The organism is Allolucifera butyrica (assembly GCF_900476375.1).
GTDB classification, from domain to species: Bacteria; Bacillota; Negativicutes; order Sporomusales; family UPPP01; genus Lucifera; species Lucifera butyrica.
In genome coordinates this window covers 25,020-42,857 of record NZ_UPPP01000072.1, presented here as the reverse complement: position 1 = coordinate 42,857, position 17,838 = coordinate 25,020, and the positions used below count along the sequence as shown (strand labels likewise).

The window sequence follows — 17,838 nt, the reverse complement described above, 5'->3', positions numbered from 1 at the left end:
TCTAATCAGATAAGTAAAAAATTTTACTTATCTTCCAGTTTCGCAATATACCGGTCAAGCTTGCTGATAAGCTGGTCAAATTGCTGCTTTTCCTCGATGGTAAAACACTCCAGCGGATCAACTTCCTCTACGGGAAGTTTTGACCCATTTTTAAGTGAGAGTAGTTTTTGATGTCCTTCCGGCGCCAAAAATACTTTGACCTGTTTTGAATTTTCGTGATCCTTTTCCTTCGTTACCCAGCCTTCCCTTTCCAGGTTTTTAATAACAACGGTTGCCGTTGGACGATCGCAGAACAGCATATCTGCAATCTGGGACGGATAGAGAAATTCACATTTTTCAAGCTGCCTTAGAACATACAACTGTTTCAGGGTTATTTTGTGGGAGTTCAGTTTCCTTTGAAGATACCTTCTCCAGGTGAGAAATACAACGCCCAGTTTGGACATGGTTGGTAGTTTATCATTCATTGATGTTGCTCTCCTATAATTAGAATTCTAACTATATTGTAGCATTGTATAAAAAATTTGCAAACGATAATTTAAAAGGGCCTTTTATTTTTATACACCAGAGTCTGTGATTTTTTTGTCAGAATCCTTACCGTTGTCCTAACAGGGACAAAATCAAGACGGCAGTAAGTATACTAAAATGGGATTAATATTGTGGCAATGTTTTGTCATTTTTGAATTCACTAAATAATGCTATAATGCGAATGTAAACAGGACAGGAGGAAATCCACATGAAGGAGCTACAGCATCGGCAAAAACAAATCCTGAAATACTTGTTGCAGATGGATGATTTTGAGCCTGTTAAAAACATTGCGGCGGCGCTGCAATGTTCCATTAAGACAATCCGGAATGACCTGGCAGTCATAGAAGAAAGCGGCGTGAGTCTGGAACGGATTTCCGGGCGGGGAGTCCGGCTTCTCCCGTCAGGACGCAATGCTATTGGGAATCGGATCGAGGAAAATAACGTTTTGTATGATTTATCCGTAGAAGATCGACGGATGAAAATACTTTTTGAGCTTTTTGAGGGAACCAAAGAGAAATTATCGATTCAGTATTTAGCCGGTAAATATTTTGTTAGTAAAACTTCGATTGTAAACGACTTTAAAGTGATTGAAGAAAAGTTGGCAAAGTATAATTTGCAGCTTAGAAAGAGTATTCAGGGAACCTATTTAACCGGCTCGGAAACGGATATTCGAAAAGCCATGGTTGATATGCTGAATACGCTAATCGGTTCCAAAAGCATGCCGCTGCAAGTGGAAAATACCCGGATTGATAAAGAAACGATTTTGGAATTAGAAGAGCATTTTGGCGAATTTAACGTAAGTCAAGTGAAAACAGTGATTGAGAAAGCGGAAACGCTTTTACATTATCGGATAACCGAACCCTACTATATTAATCTGATTACTCACTTATTAATTTTAATCCAGCGAACCAAACAGGGAAAAACGATTTATTCCCAAACCAAAGTGGAAAAAATGGAGGATCCGTCCTTTTACCGTGTTTCCCAGAAGATGGCAAGATGGCTGGAAAATGCATTGGCTATAAAGATAAATAAGGAAGAAGTATTTTATATTTACCGCTATCTCATGTCTTCCGGCGGGGTGATCGTACAGGAATCTTATGCCGACAAATTAAATGAGGTGGACGATTTTTTACATCGAATGGCCAAGGAAATGATTGACTTGTCCGCCCAAATCTCACAATTTAATTTTCTGTTTACTCCCCTGCTGTTCAATAGCCTGCTTCTTCATTTAAAGCCAATGATAAATCGGATTGAGTACAACATTGAAATAAAGAATCCCTTGCTAAATGAAATAAAAGAGGAATTTCCCGAGGTCATGCTGTTGCTAAGGCTGGTGATTCTGAAGATAAGAGTCCGGTACAATTTGCCGCCAATTAGTGAAGACGAGATTAGTTATATCGCGGTTTATTTTCAATCCGCTATCGAGGAATCGATAGACCGGCAAAATGTTATGATTATCTGCTCTACGGGAGTCGGAACCTCCCATTTACTGGCCAAACGGGTAAAGAATCAATTCCCGGAGTGGAAGATCGTAGATATTGTTTCCGCGAAAGAGATGGAAAGGAAGACGGATTGGGAGGATATTGATTTAGTTTTATCAACGGTAAAGTTAACGAAGCCGGTAAACAAACCCGTAGCCTATGTCAGCGCCTTATTTAATAAAGCGGATGTAAGCCGGATCCGGGAATCGTTGCTGCCGGGGTATCAACCGGTTACAGAAAGGATCGAAGAGGACCCGGAGATCTCTTTGGCAACCGATGGCCGGTATCTTGACAGTACGCAGGCCCAATGCTGGGAGCGAATTGTGCTAAATAACGCAGAGCTTTGCATATATAGCAAGCCAGCTGGGCAGCAAGAGAACCGGCCGGTTATCCTGAAAAACATGGATGGCGGTAAAAAGAAAGTAACCGTGATCCTTGGCGGTGAGGCAGACTTGTCGGAGGATTTACTCAAAAGGGTATACCATTTTGTAATAAAAACAGAGCATAAATAAAATCGGAGAATCAGGGGGCTTAAACATGGATTTGCTGACAGTGATTGATGAAAGCCGGATTAATCTGGAGTTGGACGCAGCGAATAAGGCGGAAGCGATCAATGCCTTGGTGGATATGCTGATGAAATCGGGTGTTTTATCCTCCAAGGAGAAGTTTATACAGGATGTGTATTTGCGGGAAGCCGAGGGAAAAACGGGAATAGGGGGTGGAATTGCAATTCCTCACGGTAAATCGAAAAGCGTATTGAAAACGTCTTTGGCAATCGGGAGAACGAAACGTCCAATATTCTGGGAATCCCTGGATGATCAGCCGGTCCGGTGCATTGTTTTATTTGCCGTGAGGGATGTGGACAGTACAACGATGCATGTAAAGCTATTAGGGGAATTTGCGGGTAAATTGGCGGACGAGCAGGTTGTTGAAAAATTGTTGACCAGTACCCAAACCAGCGAGATTATTGATATTTTTAGTGAAGACAAGTAAAAGGAGTGGTCAAGATGAATATTGTCGGCATTGCGGCTTGTACTTCCGGAATTGCACACACCTATATTGCCAAAGAAAAATTACTGAAAGCCGGGAAAGAGTTAAATCATACGATTCATATTGAAACGCAGGGGACCATCGGAACGCAGGATGAGTTAACCGCTAAGGATATCCAGGAAGCGGATATTGTGATTATTGCCGCGGATATTAAAGTGGGCGGCAAGGAACGTTTTCAGGGAAAACGGATCGTGGAAATCCCCACCGAGATTGCCATTAAATCTCCCAAAGCATTATTAAAGAAAATCCAGGAAGAATTAGAGAAATAAAAAATGAGTTGAATGGAGGTTCATTATGTTAAAAAAGTTGGAACTAAAGCGTCATGCTCTGACAGGAATATCGTACATGCTTCCTTTGGTCGTTGCCTCGGGGTTATTGATTGCGATCGGCAATATAGCCGGCGGCAATCCGGCCTTAATTTCGGATTACAAAAGTTATTATAATTTTTGGGAAGCGTCGGTTACCTTAGGGGTTTACGGGATGAGCTTAATTCCGGCGGTTATGTCGGCGGCCATTGCCTATTCGATTGCGGACAGGCCGGGGATTGCGCCCGGTTTATTAATGGGGATGATTGCCAATGCAATGGGGGCGGGTTTTCTTGGCGGTATGCTTGGCGGTTATTTATCGGGCTGGTGTGTGAATGTTCTCAAGAAGAACATAAAAGTTCCCATCTGGGCTCAGGGATTGATGCCGATGATGATTATTCCGTTATTGGCGTCGGTTATTGTCGGTTTTATCATGTTCTTTATTATCGGCAGGCCGATTGCCGCCGCTTCCTTTGCACTGAAAGATATGCTGGTTAATATGCAGGGCGGGTCCAAAGTGATCTTTGGGGCGATCATGGGAGCCATGGCGGCCTTTGATTTTGGCGGACCGGTTAATAAAGTGGCTTCTTTATTTGCCGACGGTCTGTTAATTGACAAAATCTACGGACCGGAAGCGATCAAAGTATGTGCCTCCATGATTCCGCCATTTGGGGTAACCTTGTCCTGGCTGATTAAAAGATCCAGATACAGTAAAAATGAAGCCGATAATATAAAAATTGCCTTTCCGATGGGGATTTGCATGATCACCGAAGGCGTTATCCCGATTGCCGCGATCGACCCGCTCCGGGTTATATTTTCCTGCTCCTTTGGCGCCGCCATCGGCGGAATTCTAATCATGCTGTTAAATGTAGGGTCGCCGGTTCCTTCGGGGGGAATGTTTATTGTTCCGGCCATGCAAAACCCGCTAGGCTTTTTAATTGCGCTGGGTACCGGCAGTCTTGTCACCGCCTTATTGCTGGTGTTCTTAAAGAAAGACGCCGTCGAAGACGCAGCGGAAGTGGATGAGGAGGAAGAGATGGATTTATCGGGCATTAGTATAAAATAATGGGAGAGTATGCGCTATGTACGTTTCTATGAAAGAAATGTTAAGTAAGGCAAATGCCGGGTTTTATGCGGTAATGGCAATCAACTGCTTCAATTTGGAGACTGCGAGAACCGTAATCCGGGCGGCGGAAAAGGAAAATGCGCCGATTATTATTAATCTGTATCAGGATCATTTGCTTGCTCATTGTGACAGCCAGTTAATAACGCCGATCGTTAAAACGCTGGCAGGCAGGACTGATATAAAGGTCGCTTTAAATTATGACCATGGACAAGAGGTATTGTTTTTAAAAAAAGCAATCGACGACGGATTTTCTTCGGTGATGGTGGATGCTTCCCGCTTTGGGCTGGCCGGAAATATTGCGATGACGAAGGAAATTGTTGCGTATGCTTTTCCCAAGGGGGTAAGTGTGGAAGGAGAAATAGGCTGCATTGGCAGTACGGAGCAAGCCGGATTTACGGATGGATCCATGTACAGCGATCCCGAGGATGCGGTTACCTTTGCCAAGGAAGCAGGGATTGATGCGCTAGCCATTTCGATTGGCTCTTCCCATGGAAATTATCCGCAAGGTATGACCCCCGAGTTTGATTTTGACCGGCTGCGATACATAAAGAAGCAGACGCAGATGCCCTTGGTGCTCCATGGCGGTTCCGGCTCGGGGGAAAAGAATATTTTAACTGCCGTGAAAGAAGGCATCAATAAGATTAACGTCGGCTGCGATTTTATGAATGCAAATCTGCAGGCGGTAAAAAGCCGCCTGCAGCAGGATGAGAACCTAACCTATTATGATTTAGTCAGTCAGGTAGAGAAAGACAGCATGGAATTGGTTCGGTATTATATCCGGTTATCCGGTTCCAGCAACAAAAATTAGAGGAGATCGATGGATATGTTATTAAATATGAAAGAGTTATTGTCCGTAGCGCAGAGAAATCATTTTGCCGTACCTGCTTTTAATGTCAGCAGCAGTATGATTTTAAAAGGGGTTATGGAAGCCTGCAAGGAAAAAAAGGCCCCCGTAATTATTGCCATTCACCCGGATGAATTGTCGTTTGTGGAAGATAGTTTTATTGCCGGCGTGCGGGAGGAAGCCGCCAAAACCAACGTTCCCGTAGTCATTCATCTGGATCATGGCGGTAATTTTGCCCAAATTGTCAGAGCGATTCAATGCGGCTTTACTTCGGTAATGATTGACGCTTCCTTGCTTTCTTTTGAGGAAAATGTTGCGATTACCCAAAAAGTCATCGAAATGGCGCACGCAGTCAATGTTTCGGTCGAAGCGGAATTGGGCACAATTGGCACTACCGGCAACGGCGGGGAAAGCGGCAGTGAAAAGATTATCTATACGGACCCTGCTACCGTTAAAGAGTTTGTGGAAAAAACGGGAGTGGATACGCTGGCCATTGCGATTGGCACGTCCCATGGAATTTATCCTAAGGATAGGCAGCCCAAGTTGAGACTGGATTTGTTAAAGGAAATCCGGGAATGTGTGGCTATACCGCTGGTATTGCATGGCGGTTCGGCCAATTCGGATCAAGAAATCGCCGAATCAGTAAAATTAGGAATCTCTAAAATCAATATATCCAGCGATATCAAAGATGCATTTTATAAAAAATGCCGGGAGGTCTTGCAAGATCCGGCGATCCGTGAACCGAACGCAATCTACCCCCCGTGTATTGAAGCCATGAAAAAAGTAATCTATCACAAAATTGCTCTGTTTAACGATGGAGACAAAGCAAAGTATTACATTTAAGGGGAGAAAGACTAAGGGACGGTGGTTGTGTCCAGCTAGACACAACCACCGTCCCTTAGTCTTTTTTTGGCTGCCGGGCTTTTGTTTGTCACTTTTTTGTCACAAATTTGTTATAGACTTTTTAAAGAAAAATTTTCCATATATAGAATTTTAGTCCTATAAATTGTACTTGTTTTAGGGACCTTTATCCCATTTATTCTAATTTAAGGAGGAATTTGGCAGGTTATGAAGTAAAAGGAAAGTTACAGTTTTAACTTTCTTTTTTATGGGTGTTTAACTATATTAATCCATTTAAATATATTTGGTGAGATTCAAAAATTAGTTTTGAAAGAGGGAGAAAGGAGTTCACTATGACCCATGTATATGTGGATGAAAAAATCCGCCATATCGTCAATCAGCTGGAAGAACAGGAAGAAATCAACAGCCAGAGCATCTATGAAGGTGTGATTGTTAATGACGAAAAGTATGAGTTTGCCGAGCAGTCCTTTTTTGATGACAGGTTGAAAATTTATATACCGACTGTTTTTGAGGACATGCCGGCAGAATGGGCTCGCCTAAAATACCCTTCGGAAGACCGGCCCCAGGTTATCAAGACCGATCAGACCGGTGAAATCAATATTACTTTAAGCTATATTTCCAATGACATTGATGAGGAAGCAATTCCGGAGATAAAAGACCTCGTAAAAATGCTGCTGCGAAAACAGAACCCGTCATACTTGTTTGTTGGCGAAGGAGTAGAAAACGTCGCGGAAAAAACAGCCGCTTTTATGGAATTCAAGAGTCCCACCATGGGGGAGCCGTTGTACCAGTATCGCTTCTTTTTAGAAATGGAAAGAAGCGTAATCATGGGGATTTTTAGCTGCCCTTTTGCAGTGTACAAGGCCTGGCAGCCGATTGCGCGGCAAATTATGCAGTCGGTGCGAGTGATGCCGGCAGTTCCGCCGGCAGACCCGGAATTGTCCTGGAAAGGAGCGCAGGCGAATGGAATCCGCTAATCAGCAAGAGCAAACCATGCTGCCAAGTGAGGGAAAAGCGATCAATTGGCACCATCTGCACTTTTCGCCTTATCCGTTGCAGCATATTTTGGCGGTGGAAATTACCCAAGCCATAAATGAACATGCCCGCTTGTATATTCGCGGCACACTGCCCGATAACGGAATGGACCCCAGACGGGACTATGTCCAGACTACCACTGAAAACTCGCCCGTGACTCTGACCTATACGGATCATAGCGGGGCGGAAAAGTGCCTATTTAAAGGCCTGGTAACCAATATTCAGCAGCAGGTTGAAGGCGGGTTGAAATATCTGGAAATTGAAGCGGTCAGTTTTAGCTTTCAATTGGATGTAATCAGACAGAGCCGTTCCTTTCAACGGCAGCAGGAACCGTATCAATATATCTTTGACCGGATTAACGCCGGGGCGAGGGACTATGTGCCAAATCTGAACGGGAATGTACTGTTTGTGCCGGAAGGACGGGACAGGCAGACCACCGGCAAACTGATTCTCCAGTACGAGGAGACGGACTGGATGTTTTTGAAGAGACTGGCCTCCTTTTTTAACATCGGTCTGGTGCCGGATATTACCTTTGAATGTCCTAAAATATACTTTGGTTTACCGCCGCAGCCAGCCGGAAACCAGGATGATAATAAAGGGCAGGAGGGAGAAAATCAGGAAGGGCCGCAGATCAATGTATCTTCCTATAAAATTTACCGGGATACCAAACGATATGCCGAAGCCAGTAAAAATACCCGGAAAAACAGTGGTACGGCCTTAAGTGAGAATGATTTTACCTATTGTATCGTAGAATCTCTGGATGTGTTGCGTTTGGGGCAAAAAGTGAACTTCCTCAATCTTGATTTTTACGTAATGAATAGTCGTATCCGCATGGAAGAGGGAGCCGTAAACAATACTTATACCCTCGCCACCCAAAAAGGTTTGATGCAGGATGATCTGTATAATCCAAATCTGGCGGGAATTTCTCTGAAAGGTATTATAAAAGAAGTCAAAAATGACCAAGTGCGGGTATATATTTCTTCCATAGACCAGACCTGGGACGATGGCGCCACCTGGTTTTATCCCTATACGACCGTATACTCCTCGCCGGATGGCAGCGGCTGGTACTGTATGCCTGAAGTGGGGGACAATGTTCGCCTTTACTTCCCCAATCATAAAGAAGCGGAGGCCGTGGCCGTCAGTTCGGTGAACCTGACGCCTTCTAAGCGGGGCGCCAGAACGGACCCGGACAGTAAGATAATCAGTACGGTACACGGGAAACAATTGATATTGAATCCAGGCGGCATTGAGATTATCGCCAACGACCAGTTACTTATGACGTTGACCGATGATGGCGGCGTAAGCATCCGGAGCGATAAGAAAATTACGCTCGAAGCCGAAGAAGATATTGAAATTACGAGCAAGACCAGTAAAATCACCGTCAGTGCCATGGATGAAATCAGTATTCAGCAAGGGGCTGGTGAAATTAATATGAAACAGGACATCAACCTCTGCGGAGCCAAGGTGAACGTACAGCAATGAACCATGAAAAAATAGTACAGGATTTTATAAAAAACCAGACGGAAGGCTGGGCTGAGGAAGATTTTCCGGCAATGGAACAGGCATTGCTGGAAAATCGGGACCGGATTCTGGACAGCTTAACTTCAGCCCTCCGGACAGTCTGTTCGAAGGCGAATGAGTTGCAGGCAGCCGGGGAAAAAGGCCCGGCCGCTGTGATTGGCATTTCCTTCTTGCGGACCAATATTATGGATAACATCTGGCGCCACCGTGTGGACTTGTACGATGAAAGAGGCTTCCGGGACCCCGTTGAATGCTGTGCCGGCTATACGCTGGATTTTGTTTGGCAGTATCTGTGGAAACGGCTGGATAAAGTGGCGGTTGCCGCCGGGACGGGCCTTTATCGCAACAAAGTGCGCCCGGTGCATTTGGAATGGGTAAAGCAAAGAATGGCCGAAGAATACAATGTAGCGGCCACGGTAATTACCAAAGCGGCGATTCGGGATGCGATTCGGATTCCGGAATATAAGGCGTTGAAAAAAGCGCCGGACTTGAAGATTATTATGGGCGAATATGGAGATGCGGGTCTACTGCTGTATGCGGAACAGCCGGGGCAGGAGCCTGCATAAATATTGACTGTTGGATCAGAGAAAGAAAGGAAACACCGATGGAATATTTTCGTTTGCAACAGAATAAGGACTTTGTGAATGCTCCGGTCATTCCCAATGTGGAGCAGCCAATCGACCGGCGATACGTAACACCGGAAGAAGCGCATCGAATTGCCGAACTTACGGTGTGCCGGCTGGCTAACGAAAAGGATCCGGATTTTATTGATCTGCTTGACCGGCAGTTGTTTTTAGTATCCGAATCGCTTCAGGCAACATTCCAACTCTATGTACCCAGATTAATCTGGCGAAGAGTGCTGCTGATCAGTTCGGTGGCCAGTCGGCAAACTGTTTACTGGTTGCCTATTTTTAAAGCGGTGGACTGCCTGGCGGAAGAAAGCATTCAGACGCCGGATAAAACGGCGGTAAAGAAACTGGTCCTGAAACAGGCCGCGATTTGCAACTATCCATTATTTCGGGTTGCGCATAAATTGGAAACGATCATCGTCGCCCGGCTGGACGCGGCGGAGAGTATTCTGCGCCGTGATTTTCGCGGCATAAAATTACAGCGGGTGGAGTTGGTGTAGCCGGTCCTTCCGGTTCGCCGGACTACAGATTTCGTGTGATAACGGAGAAACGAGGGTGTGAGCTGAAAAAATGGCCAATGAAAAGTATATAGTGGAAGGGGCGAAGGTACGGTGTAATCAAGGCGGACAAATTACCGAATTGAAATTGCCCGACGACCACGGCCTTTATTTTCTTGATAGACCATTATTGAATGACCAGGATTGTATTGCGGGAGTCAATGTCCTGCCTTTCGGCACCTGCAAAATAAAGGAACATTGCCAGCCTTCCCTGGCGCCCTGTTGGCAGGGAACAAAGACGGATACCCGGATTGACGGTCGTCCTGCCCTAATAAAAGGGTCATTCTTAACCTGCTATGCCGGCGGCTGCATTACCATCGTCGAGGAAGGGCAGCCCGATGTGACGGCGGACATGGTTACGAACAGCAAAGTCGATATGGCGGCGTTGCTTGCCGGCCTTAACGGGGCGCAAATTACGATGGACAGCAACCAGGCTTACCAACCGATTTTTAACATCCATGATAACTCCCCGGCTGCGTGCTTCACCCGGGCCTTTTGGAAAGACGACAATGGTAACTTGCAATGGTCGAATAACGTCCCCGCTATTGCCGGCGGAATTGGCGCCGGAGGTGAAACGAAGTTCAAATATACCAGTCAGACCCAGGGAGAAAGGCTTTTAGGCGCCAACCGGTCCAGCGAATACGCTGATCTTACCCGCAGTCAGCGGCGAAAGATGTTTAAAGGGATCATGAAGGACTTAGAGCCCTATGAGAAAGCCGGCAAATTGGGCAAATTGGCCAATCCGTTAGCCTACGGAATTACTTTGGCGGGTGATGTCGGCAACAATTGGGATGATTTGAAACAGGGGCATATTACGAACCAATTTGCCGCCGAGACTGGAACTGATATGGGACTTGCGTGGGGGACCATTGAATTATCGACGATGGCTGGAACAGCGGTAGGCGGACCTTTTGGTTCGGCTGCAGGTTTTGTTGTAGGGGTAGTTATTACTGTTGCTACTGATGGTGTTACTATAAGGGGAAAGACGCTAAGAGCTTATTTGCACAATTGGGCCAAAGAAGGACTTGAAAGGATGGAGGAGCTTTGGAATAGCAATTAATTGTATTTGCTCTATTCAAAAATTGTAGATTCTTGTTGAGAGGAGAGCTAGATGGAAACGGAAGAATTGACTAGGGTACGTGAATATTTAGATATTATTGAAGAGGAAAAAAAGGTAGCGAAGGTCTGGGTTGGGTCATTTGCTTTTGGATTAATTGCCTGTGTGTTTAATTTTGATAATATAAACTTTAAGGTTGCTGCTTTCTTCATCGCTCTTGTTTCGGTAATGTTTTTGGTTTGGAGCCGGAAGGTGAAAAAGAATGGTAAAGATTTATTTCTTTTTTTGGGTGGTATATTTAGTTGGTGGTCATTATGCTTTGCCCTGGCGCCAATTGGTGTGAATCATTTTAATGTACTGCAGGGCGGAATCTTTTTGACACTAATCTTGCTGGTAGTGCCTGTTAACATCTACCTGGTAAAACGGAATGCACGGAAAATCCTCTGTGGCGACAGTCAACCAATTAGATTTCCGACGGCGGTTTATGGTGCTTTTGGCGTATTAGGCATGTTTGTGGGAAAGATTGCAGTACATAGTTTGAATCCGAGGGGCGTTGGTTTGTTAATCTTAGTATGTGGAACCTTTCTAGCCTGCGTTTTTCAATATTGTACAATCCGAAGCTTTTACAAACAGATTCTTCGCAAGCGATATCATATTGGTGCTATTTCCAATAAAGAAAGGGCCAAAGCAAATAGGCGGTGGAAATGATGACGGCTATTGGTTATGAGCAAATACAAATAATCAGTCCATGGGAGATCCAGTCAATTAACGATCTGGTGATAACGAGCAGGCTGAGTCAGCATACGGAATGCCGCTTTACGGCGATACTCAGCGAAGACGCCGGTAAAAAGGCCGGGCTTATGGAAAGCAGAAATGACCCGGTACAGGTGCTTGTGCACACTGAAAATACGCAAGTGATTTTTAAGGGGCGGCTTCAAGCCGTGGAGGTTTGCGTCCAAGGAGGCTTGTATAGGTTGAAAGCCTGCTTCCTGTCCGAAAGTTCGCTGCTGGATGAGGAGAAAAAAAGCCGTTCTTTTCAGGATACCAGCCTGACCTACGGTGATATTGTCCGTAAGGTCATGCAGGATTACAGCGGTAAGACCTTTGAACTGACGGCCCCGGGCGTGAAGATTGACACCCCGGTTATTCAATATGAAGAGACAGACTGGCAATTCATCCGGCGGATGGCCGCGTTAATGGGAACGGTACTGGCAGCCGACAGTATTGCGGCGGACCGGATTTTTTCTTTTGGCTATCCTCAAGGCGGGAGTAAAACCTTGCCGGCTGAGATTGCTTACAAAACCGGCAAGAATATTCGGGCCTTTTATGAGGATTTTGCTTACAATTCCCGGCTGCTTGCCAATGAGTATGCTTATTATGAGGTCGAAACTCAGGAAGCGTTGAATATAGGGGATAAAGTGACCTTTTTGGACTTTGAAATGTATGTGGGAGCGGTAACTATTGAATTAAAGCGGGGGCTACTGGTTTACCGCGCCAGGCTGGTGCGCAAGAGTACCCTTCGGCAAAACCCCATTTATAATAAAAAAATCCAGGGGATCAGCCTGGAAGGAACCGTGCTGGACGTAAAAGACCAGACCGTCAAAGTGCACTTGGCAATTGACCCGGAACAGAATCCCGACGAGGCCTTCTGGTACCCCTTTGCGCCGCCTACGACCGATATGATGTACCTGATGCCGCAATTGGGGACCCAGGTCAGTTTATACATACCCGGCGTAAAAGAACAGGATGCCGTCATCACCGGCTGCGTCCGGACCAATGGAGCCAGTTGTGAGCAGACCGGCGATCCTAACACCCGTTATTTGGCAACAGAGTACGGTCAGGAACTCAAAGTTGCACCGGGCGGCATTTATTTCACTGCCGGGCGCGAGGACCTTGTGCTTACGCTGGACGATCAGCAGGGGGTCCATATATCCAGCCATAAAGGAATTACCATGGAAGCAAAAGAAGAAATTGTTATCAAGTCAAATAAAAAAGTGGCGGTAAACGCACCCGGTCAAGTGCTCTTAAATACGCCGTCCAATTATATATCAATGGAAAACGAAATGTATTTTCGGGCGCCGAACGTGCATTTTAAGAAATAATCAGGAAATGCATATGCCGTTTGCGGTACACACAAAGAAAGAGTAGTTTTTTTGTTTTTCGATGGATTGTCATGGTAATTATAGCAATAGATATTTTTAGAATAGGAAAATCAATGTGGATGCCGGCTATATTTTTCCTATTTATATTTTCCCTTGAGGAATATTATGGGAGTGGTTGCCGTGATTAAAAGTATTTGTTCCCTTCTTTTAAAGCAAGGGGAGAAAATTAAATTGGGGTTTAAACGTTTTCCGGAAACGTTCATTTTGGCGGCCGTGAGTGCTTGTATTGCTATCTATTTAAACCATCATGTGTATGAAAAAGAGTTGATTCGTTATAGCTTAGTGCTGGTAATAGGCTGCCCTATTTTTCTTTCCATAAGGGTTTTCCTGGAAAGAAACCCTGAAGTCAAGAGACACGCGATAGCGGGACTTTATATATTATCGATTGCCGGATTAACGGCCTGCTACTTGATGCTGCAAGAACAAAATTATGTGTCTATGACAAGGTATTTCGTTTTAAATAGCTTCTTCTACGTTCTTTTTACTGTCATACCTTACTATCGCCGGGAGAAATATGAGCTTTATCTGGTCAACCTCACTTTGCAGTGTTTTATTGCTGTCTTGTATGCGATAATCTTATTCGCTGGGTTATCATTTATAGTTGTAACCCTAAAACTACTCTTTTCAATGGATGTAACCTGGAAGTGGTTTGCTGACATATGGTGTGTCACCGCTGTTTTCGGTTTTGTTTGTTTTTGTGCGGGGGTCCCCAAACCCGAAGCAGAGATGCAGTTAGAAGGATATCCGAGGTTTTTGCGGATCCTTATGATCTATATCGCTTTGCCTCTGGCGATAACGTATATGGTTATATTATATATTTACTTCATGAAGATACTTATTAATACCCAATGGCCGGAAGGAATGGTTGCAAATCTGGTAGTATGGTATTCGATTGTGTGTGCCGGACTATTGTTTTGTATCTGGCCTTTGCGAGAATTTATTCCTTGGATAGAGAAACTTATCCGATATTTTTCACGCGGCCTAATACCTTTACTGGTTATGATGTTTATAGCTATCGGCATAAGGATCAATGCCTATGGCGTTACGGAAAGTAGATATTATGTGGTGCTTCTCGGTATTTATCTGGCCGTATATATGATATATCTGGGTATATCAAGAAAACCGGAAAATCTTTTGGCAGTTATACTGGTTGCTGTGATTTCGCTTTTCTCTCTCTGGGGGCCATGGAGCTCGTTTAATGTAGCGATTCAGAGCCAAAATAACCGGTTGGAAAAGATACTCATCGATAATGGTATGCTGGACAACGGTACGATAAAAGCCAATCCAGCTCTATCTTTACAGACTATTGCGGAGATCCGTTCAAAAGTTATGTATTTTATGCGCTATCACAGTTTGAATGATATAAAATATGTTCCCCGAGGGTTTCAGCCGGGACAGATGAAAGAAGTTTTTGGATTTGCCATGTATGGTAATGTTGGCAGTGCGAGTGCGGAATTGTATAAGTTAGCCAGTCAACCGATACTTCATATTAAGGGATATGACTATTTAATAGAGGTAGAACCATACGTATCTAAAGTTTCTGATCCCAATTCCCCATATTCCGTCAACATTACTAACGGAAAATTGAGTATTAATAGGAAAGATAAGGTGATTTACGAGAACAATATTCGGGACATCGCTTATAAAATATATGAAATCCATAAAGGGGTAAATAATCTAACTCAAAACGAAATGACCTACATTGATGGTAATGAATCTGTGGAAGTGAAATTTATATTTAAGGAGTTTTCTTGTACGAAAGAAAGAGTGGTTTTCACGCCTGCGTTTTACCTTTTTATCAAGACCAAATAATAAAGGTAATCAAATAAACCCGAAAGTCCTTAGTTGGAAATTCGGGTTTGTTTTTATGGGATCGGAAAGTATAACTTTTCGAGTTGTTTCTAAATAACACATTCTTCTTAAGAAAGCCGAAAAGTAAAATACTTTCCTTCCACTTAAAGACCCTTTGGGTCTTTCTTGTATTATTGAAGATTTTAACTTAAAAAGAAGTATTTCCAAGTTAATGTAGAATTTGTTAAATAATTGTAGTTGAGGGGGCTTTACAATGAGAAGAAAGATTTTAATCTTACTGATTTTTACGATGATTATTGGATTTACTAACTTTCCGTATGTTTATGCGGATGATCGACTTTTATTGGTGGGCACATCGGATAAAGCTGATCTTTATTTTGATTCAGTGACACTAGCTATTACAAAAGATAATAATAATTCAACTTATTATGATGTATGGGTAAAAGTGACGTATAAGCAAGATATTCAACAGTTAAATGTTTATACTCATCAGCAAGAAGTTTTAGATTATAATGTGTGGCATATGATAATAGCCGTAACTAAGGATAGAAAAATGTATCAAATTCGAAGTACTACTGCTTACGGCAAAAGTGGCGCAGTGCTTTTTACGTCTACTAAAGCGAAACCTATGGCGGACGCTGCTGGGGGATCAATGGTTGACTACTTAGCTGATAGAATAACGGAATATATATCGAAAAATCATATTGAGCCAATGGTCGCGCCTGGGAGAAAATACATTCCATATAACAAACAGGAGTATTTTGATTTATTTGAAAATAAGGGTTATAAAATAAGTAAAATAGAGGAAGCCCAAGGGCCTAATGTATATGATGCGGCTTATAGCAGTGCTGCGACTACTTGCAGCTTTTTAGATAAAGCTTTTGATAAAGATGTCTATTTTGGTGTATTTGGGGAGGACAGTCAACACCTACAAGGGGCGTATGCAGCTTTTTATACTAATTATTTGCCTTCAAAAGAAAATTTGAATTTATTTTATTTGACTCTGCAAGTATTATTCCCTGATTGGGAGCAAGAACAATCCCGGAATTGGGTAGATCAGTCATTAGAAAAGATGAATCATAGCGATAAGTTTATGTTTATACACTTACATAAAGGTAATGATTATATAACGATTACGCGACAGGATATAAAGGAAAACGGGGGAATATTATATAAAATGACAATAAGCCAAAAGGATCCAGGGGTTGTTAATCCCATTCGGCCATATGATGAAACAGAGCGTAGTATATCCGTTTACGAAGAATGGAAACCATCGCTAATTTCGTTAAATGTTTAACTAATCTTATGGAAGTGTCAGGAGACGGGGTTGTAAGAATGCCACTGAAAGGTGAAACATTTGTCCTTTCGTTAAATTGAGGACTTAAAGGGATTAATCCTTGGTATTTGTTTTAAAAGTGCAAAATGGTGTAGGGAGGAATTTTATATGTTTCAAGATGGGAGAAGTAAAAAGATTGTGCTCGTTGCCCATTGTGTTCTTAATCAAAATTCTAAAATTGATGCTTGCGCTCATTATCCTGGTGTAATTCTAGAAGCGACAAAGGCATTATTGGATGGAGAAGCTGGAATAATACAACTGCCATGCCCTGAACTCCTTTGTTTGGGATTAGATAGAGAGGCCGATATAGAAGCGATTCGCACAGTTGAATCAGAAGATACAAGGGTTGCTAATCTTATGAAGAATGAGAATGTGAAATGTTTATGCCAGTCAATGGTTGACAATGTTGTATATCAGGTCGAGGAATATAGAAAACATGGTTTTCAAATCATTGGTCTATTAGGAATAAACGGTTCTCCAACTTGCGGTGTCGATACGACCTGGTCAGATGATAGAGAGTATGTAGGGCAAGGCGTATTTATTGAATTGCTAGAAAAAGCATTTCGGGATAAGGGCATATTTATTAACATGATAGGTATAAAAGCACGAGACCCGAAGCAGGCTGTTGTAGCAGTGGAAAAGCTAAATATAATCTTTTAGGATATATTTTCGGAATGGATAAAAAGCAGTATACAATCATCTCTTGGAGATACTTAGTTAAATAAAGAAGGTGGCAGAGATTTCCTCCTTAACGCAAAATCATTATGTATTTGAAGTTTCTCTGAAAAGAAATGATATTCCGTCCTATAAAGAATACCCCTTTTCTTTACCTGCGATATCAAACTTGCATGAAATAAAATTGCATCCTAAGGTAACGTTTTTTATCGGTGAAAACGGGGCCGGGAAATCTACCCTGGTTGAGGCGATTGCAATCGCCTTTGGTTTTAATCCGGAAGGCGGATCAAAACATTTTAGTTTTTCGACGCGAGAGTCCCATTCCGAATTATATAAGTATATTGTTCTGCGGAAGGGAGTTAAAAGGCCCAGAGATTCCTATTTCCTGCGTGCTGAGAGTTTCTATAATGTAGCAACCAATATTGAGGACCTGGGAGTAGGAGCGGTGTATGGGGAACGTTCTCTCCATGCCCAATCCCATGGAGAGTCTTTTATGTCGTTATTTCTTAACCGGTTTTTGGGAAAAGGGTTCTATATTCTGGATGAACCGGAAGCCGCGCTGTCTCCCATGCGGCAGCTTTCTTTAATCAGCCGCCTTCATGAATTGGTTTCAAATAATTCCCAGTTTATTATTGCTACTCATTCTCCTTTGCTTTTAGCCTATCCGGACTCCTATATCTATAATATTGATGATAACGGAATCAAGAAGGTCTCCTATGAACAAACAGATCATTTCATGATAACCAAAAGTTTTGTTAATAATTATAAGGGTATGCTGAATGAACTAACAAAAGACTGAGGGACGGTGGTTGTGTCCCGGACATAACCACCGTCCCTTAGTCTTTTGGCTTTAAACGGGTGA

At 43.3% G+C, this 17,838-nt stretch carries 18 protein-coding genes; 17 read left to right on the top strand and 1 reads right to left on the bottom strand.

Translation table 11 applies throughout. The annotated features are described in order from the left end of the window. Window positions 1–23: 23 nt before the first annotated feature. Window positions 24–464, bottom strand: coding sequence for a MarR family winged helix-turn-helix transcriptional regulator (locus LUCIF_RS11785; RefSeq protein WP_122628093.1), 441 nt, complete (start codon window positions 462–464; stop codon window positions 24–26). Window positions 465–733: 269 nt separating this feature from the next. Here LUCIF_RS11785 and LUCIF_RS11780 point away from each other — a divergent pair, with 269 nt between their 5' ends. The 17 genes from LUCIF_RS11780 (at window position 734) to LUCIF_RS11700 (ending at window position 17,775) form a co-directional block, all read left to right on the top strand. After that, window positions 734–2,518 (top strand): BglG family transcription antiterminator, encoded by a 1,785-nt coding sequence (locus LUCIF_RS11780; RefSeq protein ID WP_122628092.1) that lies wholly within the window; start codon window positions 734–736, stop codon window positions 2,516–2,518. A 25-nt stretch (window positions 2,519–2,543) separates the two neighbouring features. Further along, window positions 2,544–2,999, top strand: a complete 456-nt coding sequence (locus LUCIF_RS11775) for a PTS sugar transporter subunit IIA (protein WP_122628091.1) — start codon at window positions 2,544–2,546, stop codon at window positions 2,997–2,999. Window positions 3,000–3,013: 14 nt separating this feature from the next. Further along, window positions 3,014–3,325, top strand: coding sequence for a PTS fructose transporter subunit IIB (locus tag LUCIF_RS11770; protein ID WP_122628090.1), 312 nt, complete (start codon window positions 3,014–3,016; stop codon window positions 3,323–3,325). Window positions 3,326–3,350: 25 nt separating this feature from the next. Further along, window positions 3,351–4,427: a PTS fructose transporter subunit IIC gene (locus LUCIF_RS11765; protein ID WP_122628089.1), complete on the top strand. Its 1,077-nt coding sequence runs from the start codon at window positions 3,351–3,353 to the stop codon at window positions 4,425–4,427. A 16-nt stretch (window positions 4,428–4,443) separates the two neighbouring features. After that, window positions 4,444–5,295: a class II fructose-bisphosphate aldolase gene (locus LUCIF_RS11760; protein WP_122628088.1), complete on the top strand. Its 852-nt coding sequence runs from the start codon at window positions 4,444–4,446 to the stop codon at window positions 5,293–5,295. 15 nt (window positions 5,296–5,310) lie between these two features. Next, window positions 5,311–6,174 (top strand): ketose-bisphosphate aldolase, encoded by an 864-nt coding sequence (locus LUCIF_RS11755; RefSeq protein ID WP_122628087.1) that lies wholly within the window; start codon window positions 5,311–5,313, stop codon window positions 6,172–6,174. 350 nt (window positions 6,175–6,524) lie between these two features. Further along, window positions 6,525–7,169: a hypothetical protein gene (locus LUCIF_RS11750; protein ID WP_122628086.1), complete on the top strand. Its 645-nt coding sequence runs from the start codon at window positions 6,525–6,527 to the stop codon at window positions 7,167–7,169. Continuing rightward, the gene (locus tag LUCIF_RS11745) at window positions 7,156–8,709 is read left to right on the top strand and encodes a hypothetical protein (protein ID WP_122628085.1); all 1,554 of its coding nucleotides are present in this window, start codon (window positions 7,156–7,158) and stop codon (window positions 8,707–8,709) included. Before LUCIF_RS11750 ends, LUCIF_RS11745 begins: the two co-directional genes overlap by 14 nt. Then, window positions 8,706–9,314 carry a hypothetical protein gene (locus LUCIF_RS11740; protein ID WP_122628084.1) on the top strand — a complete coding sequence of 203 codons (609 nt, stop codon included), beginning with the start codon at window positions 8,706–8,708 and terminating at the stop codon, window positions 9,312–9,314. The genes LUCIF_RS11745 and LUCIF_RS11740 overlap by 4 nt, the downstream gene beginning before the upstream one ends. A 53-nt stretch (window positions 9,315–9,367) precedes the next feature. Next, window positions 9,368–9,877, top strand: coding sequence for a hypothetical protein (locus LUCIF_RS11735; protein WP_165865975.1), 510 nt, complete (start codon window positions 9,368–9,370; stop codon window positions 9,875–9,877). 70 nt (window positions 9,878–9,947) lie between these two features. Then, entirely contained in the window at window positions 9,948–10,994 is a 1,047-nt protein-coding gene (locus tag LUCIF_RS11730) for a DUF4280 domain-containing protein (protein WP_122628082.1), read from the top strand. Between the two features lie 51 nt (window positions 10,995–11,045). Continuing rightward, window positions 11,046–11,699 (top strand): hypothetical protein, encoded by a 654-nt coding sequence (locus tag LUCIF_RS11725; protein WP_122628081.1) that lies wholly within the window; start codon window positions 11,046–11,048, stop codon window positions 11,697–11,699. After that, entirely contained in the window at window positions 11,696–13,093 is a 1,398-nt protein-coding gene (locus LUCIF_RS11720; RefSeq protein ID WP_122628080.1) for a contractile injection system protein, VgrG/Pvc8 family, read from the top strand. The genes LUCIF_RS11725 and LUCIF_RS11720 overlap by 4 nt, the downstream gene beginning before the upstream one ends. A gap of 165 nt (window positions 13,094–13,258) precedes the next feature. Next, complete coding sequence (locus LUCIF_RS11715) at window positions 13,259–14,965, top strand: DUF4153 domain-containing protein (RefSeq protein ID WP_122628079.1); 1,707 nt, start codon at window positions 13,259–13,261, stop codon at window positions 14,963–14,965. 253 nt (window positions 14,966–15,218) lie between these two features. Then, on the top strand, window positions 15,219–16,262 hold the full coding sequence (locus LUCIF_RS11710; protein ID WP_122628078.1) for a hypothetical protein: 1,044 nt from the start codon (window positions 15,219–15,221) through the stop codon (window positions 16,260–16,262). Between the two features lie 147 nt (window positions 16,263–16,409). Then, window positions 16,410–16,961: a CD3072 family TudS-related putative desulfidase gene (locus LUCIF_RS11705; protein ID WP_122628077.1), complete on the top strand. Its 552-nt coding sequence runs from the start codon at window positions 16,410–16,412 to the stop codon at window positions 16,959–16,961. Between the two features lie 70 nt (window positions 16,962–17,031). Then, window positions 17,032–17,775, top strand: coding sequence for an AAA family ATPase (locus LUCIF_RS11700; RefSeq protein WP_207857546.1), 744 nt, complete (start codon window positions 17,032–17,034; stop codon window positions 17,773–17,775). The last annotated feature ends 63 nt before the right edge of the window (window positions 17,776–17,838 follow it).

Excerpts from the sequence above, each read along its gene's own strand:
- LUCIF_RS11785 (WP_122628093.1), bottom strand. The coding sequence starts at position 464 with ATGAATGATAAACTACCAACCATGTCCAAACTGGGCGTTGTATTTCTC.
- LUCIF_RS11780 (WP_122628092.1), top strand. The coding sequence starts at position 734 with ATGAAGGAGCTACAGCATCGGCAAAAACAAATCCTGAAATACTTGTTG.
- LUCIF_RS11775 (WP_122628091.1), top strand. The coding sequence starts at position 2,544 with ATGGATTTGCTGACAGTGATTGATGAAAGCCGGATTAATCTGGAGTTG.
- LUCIF_RS11770 (WP_122628090.1), top strand. The coding sequence starts at position 3,014 with ATGAATATTGTCGGCATTGCGGCTTGTACTTCCGGAATTGCACACACC.
- LUCIF_RS11765 (WP_122628089.1), top strand. The coding sequence starts at position 3,351 with ATGTTAAAAAAGTTGGAACTAAAGCGTCATGCTCTGACAGGAATATCG.
- LUCIF_RS11760 (WP_122628088.1), top strand. The coding sequence starts at position 4,444 with ATGTACGTTTCTATGAAAGAAATGTTAAGTAAGGCAAATGCCGGGTTT.
- LUCIF_RS11755 (WP_122628087.1), top strand. The coding sequence starts at position 5,311 with ATGTTATTAAATATGAAAGAGTTATTGTCCGTAGCGCAGAGAAATCAT.
- LUCIF_RS11750 (WP_122628086.1), top strand. The coding sequence starts at position 6,525 with ATGACCCATGTATATGTGGATGAAAAAATCCGCCATATCGTCAATCAG.
- LUCIF_RS11745 (WP_122628085.1), top strand. The coding sequence starts at position 7,156 with ATGGAATCCGCTAATCAGCAAGAGCAAACCATGCTGCCAAGTGAGGGA.
- LUCIF_RS11740 (WP_122628084.1), top strand. The coding sequence starts at position 8,706 with ATGAACCATGAAAAAATAGTACAGGATTTTATAAAAAACCAGACGGAA.
- LUCIF_RS11730 (WP_122628082.1), top strand. The coding sequence starts at position 9,948 with ATGGCCAATGAAAAGTATATAGTGGAAGGGGCGAAGGTACGGTGTAAT.
- LUCIF_RS11725 (WP_122628081.1), top strand. The coding sequence starts at position 11,046 with ATGGAAACGGAAGAATTGACTAGGGTACGTGAATATTTAGATATTATT.
- LUCIF_RS11720 (WP_122628080.1), top strand. The coding sequence starts at position 11,696 with ATGATGACGGCTATTGGTTATGAGCAAATACAAATAATCAGTCCATGG.
- LUCIF_RS11715 (WP_122628079.1), top strand. The coding sequence starts at position 13,259 with ATGGGAGTGGTTGCCGTGATTAAAAGTATTTGTTCCCTTCTTTTAAAG.
- LUCIF_RS11710 (WP_122628078.1), top strand. The coding sequence starts at position 15,219 with ATGAGAAGAAAGATTTTAATCTTACTGATTTTTACGATGATTATTGGA.
- LUCIF_RS11705 (WP_122628077.1), top strand. The coding sequence starts at position 16,410 with ATGTTTCAAGATGGGAGAAGTAAAAAGATTGTGCTCGTTGCCCATTGT.